Origin of the sequence: Synechococcus sp. R55.8 (genome assembly GCF_047461895.1) — a bacterium.
Classification (GTDB): Bacteria; Cyanobacteriota; Cyanobacteriia; order Thermostichales; family Thermostichaceae; genus Thermostichus.
This window is the reverse complement of record NZ_JANSIB010000152.1, coordinates 1-3,296: the sequence shown is the minus strand read 5'-3', so window position 1 is coordinate 3,296 and position 3,296 is coordinate 1. Positions and strand designations below refer to the sequence as shown.

2 protein-coding genes are annotated in these 3,296 nt (G+C 61.4%); both read right to left on the bottom strand.

Annotated features, from left to right (window positions below; all coding sequences use genetic code 11):
- Positions 1-35: 35 nt before the first annotated feature.
- A complete protein-coding gene (locus tag NW829_RS11920; RefSeq protein WP_255344535.1) occupies positions 36-653 on the bottom strand; it encodes an NADPH-dependent FMN reductase in 618 nt (205 codons plus the stop codon).
- A gap of 145 nt (positions 654-798) precedes the next feature.
- A complete protein-coding gene (locus NW829_RS11915) occupies positions 799-3,120 on the bottom strand; it encodes a fused MFS/spermidine synthase (RefSeq protein ID WP_414417168.1) in 2,322 nt (773 codons plus the stop codon).
- Positions 3,121-3,296: the final 176 nt, after the last annotated feature.

Here is a 3,296-nt window from a genome sequence, read left to right as displayed (position 1 = left end):
AGAGTGTCTCAATCTAGTTTGGAATGACTGTAATTTCAGGAAGGCTTCACCACTGGGATCCCTCGCAGCTTGTGAGTATGGGTCACCAAGCTCTGGACAAAGTGTTGAAAGCGCTGTTGTAGCTTCTCGTCTTTGAGATTGCCTTGCTCGTCAAAAGCGTTCCAAGCCCGACCGATGGCGATTTGCTCTGGGATCACCCAGCCATGCACCCAACGCACAATCAAGCGCATCTGGTTCAGGGTATTGCTGTTGCTCTCGCCGCCCAAAACGCTGATTAACCCAAAGACCTTACCCTCCAGTTGCTCAAAACTCAACAGATCCAGGGCATTTTTCAGGCTGCCGCTGATGCCGCCGTGGTACTCCGGGCTGGCTAGGATGATCCCATCCGCCCGCTTCATGGTTGCTCGTAGGACTGCCACATCGGGATAATCCGCATAGGACTCCGAGCCATCCACAAAGGGCAACTTCATCTGCCGCAGATCGAGGATGTGCAACGGGATCCCCAACTTCTCAAACTCGCGCCGCGCCACCTCCAGCGCCTGGTACGTCAGGGAATTGGGCCGCAAGCTGCCCCCGATTGCCACGAAACGAGCCGCAGAGGTTTCAGCCATGGTGGTTTGAGGATTGCCAGTGAGGGCTTGTAGAGGAGACATGGGCCGGACTCCCGAGCAGACATCAGTTACGTTGCAAACAATCATAACTCATACCAACTTCGAGTTGTAAAGATTTCCTTAACTTTTCTGCTCCGCAACGCTAACACGTTTGCCGAAGGGTCGCGTAGCGATAGCAGCCGGATTCCTATCCAGAACTGGGGATCTGGATACCCTTTAGCAAAGGGATCCGGGGCCAACGGATCACCTGCAGCAGGTTGGAAAAATCATCCCGCCAGACGGGATCCCCGGCCTGGGGCAAAAGGGGCTGCCAGGGATCCAGTTCCTGCAGGACTCCAGAGTTTTGGGCCAAAGGGCTCCGCCCTGCTGAGGCGGTCGTCGAAGCGTCGCGCGGCGATAACAGCACCCAGTGGGAAGGGGCCAGCCCCGCCTGGCGTTGCTCAGGGGAGAGATCCCGGTGGTCTTGGTGCCAAGCGTGAAGCTGCAGGGATCCGGCCAGGCCAGCCAACAGCGGGGCCAGGTCGAGGTGGCGGTTGGTGATGTTGAAGAGCAGCCAGCCGTGGGGCTTGAGCTTGCTCAGGTAGAGGGCCAAAGCCTCTTGCGTGAGCAAATGCACCGGCACTGCGTCAGAGCTGAAGGCGTCCATCACCATCAGGTCATAGCTGCCCTCTGGGATCCCCTTGAGGCTGAGCCGGGCATCACCGAGGATGACCTGCACCTGCGCCCGTGCCTGAGCCCACCGGAGATAGGAAAAATAGCGGCTCGCCCAATCGACCACGGTGGGATCCAACTCGAAAAACGTCCACTCATCCCCTGGCTCGGCATAGGCGGCCAACGTGCCGATCCCCAGCCCCAATACGGCAATGGCGGGCATGGGATCCACAGTCTGGGCTCTGAACGCCGCAAACACCTGCCCAACGGGCCCAGGCCGAGCGAAATAGGTCAGCGGCTCCAGCGCTTTTTCCGGGTCCAAGTTTTGGCTGCCGTGTAGGGTGGTGCCGTGCAGAAGGCCACGAAAGGATCCCTGCTCAGTTTGGTATTCCACGATCCGGTTGAGGCCGAAGGCGCTGCGCTCGCTGTGGATCACCTGCAGTCCCGGCTGCAGCCAGGGTTGCCCCAGCAGCACAACCAACCCCGCCATTGCTCCCACCCAACCGACCTTGGCCTGCCAGCCAGGGGCTCCGCTCTGCTGCTGTGAACGGCTCTCCCCTGACACCAACAGCGCCAGCACCGCCCAGCCCAACGCCAAACCCACCCCAGCGCCCACCTGCAGCAACGCCTGCGGTCGAAAGTGCAACAGCAGCAAGGGCAGGAGCAGCCCCAGCCCCAGCCACAGGCCCACCCGCCCCCCCTGAGCCCCCAGCACGGCCAGCGACATCCCCAGCAACAGGGGATATTCCAGCACTGTCTCAAACACCTGCGGTGCCAAGAGGGCAGAGAACATTCCCCCTAAGCTCCCCCCCAAAGCCAGCCACAGGTAAAACTGCGTCAACTGCTCCACCGGCGGGCGACGGCAAGCTAACCGGCTGTGGCAGCCCCAGCTCACCAGCCCAAAGGTGGTCAGATGCAGCGGCAAAAGCAAAAAACCCGGCCTCACCCAGCCCAAGACCTGTACCCCCACCGCCCCGCAGGCCAGAAGAGCTGTTGTTCCCAAAACCCCCTTATTGGGGTGGATCCCCCCGAAAGCCAGCATGAATGTCAGCAGATAGATCCCCAGGGGGATGGCCCACAACAGGGGCACCGCCGCCACGTCGGTGGTCAACAAGGTGGTGACCGCCACCAACAGGCCCGCCGGCAAAAAAGCCAGACCCGCCCAGCGCCAACGCTCTCGCCAGGAAACAGCCCAATTCCCCAGAGCAGCGCTGGAGCCCTGGGAATCCGCCCCGCGTTCTTGTGGCTCGGCAACGCCGTTGCAACTGAGCAGCAGACCCACCCCGCTCAGCAGCACCAGGGCTGCCACCAGCGCGTAGGATCCCGTCCACAGGAGAGTTTGCCAAGCCAAAGGCAGACGAGGCTCCAACACCAGCGGGTACCCCAGCAGCCCGCCCAAGCTGCCGGCATTGCTGGCCACATAGAGAAAATAGGGATCCAAAGCCTCCCGTTGACCCGCGACCCCTCTTGCCGCCAACCCCCGTTGCAGCAACGGCGTCGTCGCCGACAGGAGAAACAGCGGCACCCCAGCTCCCAAAGTCAAGTCTGCCAACAGAGCGAGAGGGGGCCACCATCCTTCCGGTTGGCCGGGGATCCCCAGCTGAAAGGGCAGAAGCCTCAGCCCGACCAGCAGCAAGATCCCGTGGATCAGCACCCCCATCCTGGGATTGAGCCCGCGCCCCAGCCGGTCTGCCCACAGGTAGCCCAAAAGCAGGGTGGCCTGAAAAAAGGCCAGGCAGGTATTCCACACCAGGGGGGATCCCCCCCACAGCGGCAGCAGCAACTTGCCCACCAACAACTGTCCCCAGAAGAGGCAAAAAGCGCTACCAAACAAGCTGAGGCCAACTAGCCAAACCAAAGCCGACCCACCGCAAAACCCTCAACTGCCAGTATTCCCCACTTTCTCCCGGAAGCTTGAGATGGGATGTTGTAGCCGCTTGGTGGTGCCCCTTGGGATCACCCAACTCAGAGGAAGGCCGATCCTTGTTCCTCGATTCAAGTGCGCCAACGGGTGGAAGGGGGCCACCCTCCGCC

Bases quoted from the DNA above. Each gene is read 5' to 3' on its own strand.
- NW829_RS11920 (WP_255344535.1), bottom strand. From the start codon at position 653: ATGTCTCCTCTACAAGCCCTCACTGGCAATCCTCAAACCACCATGGCT.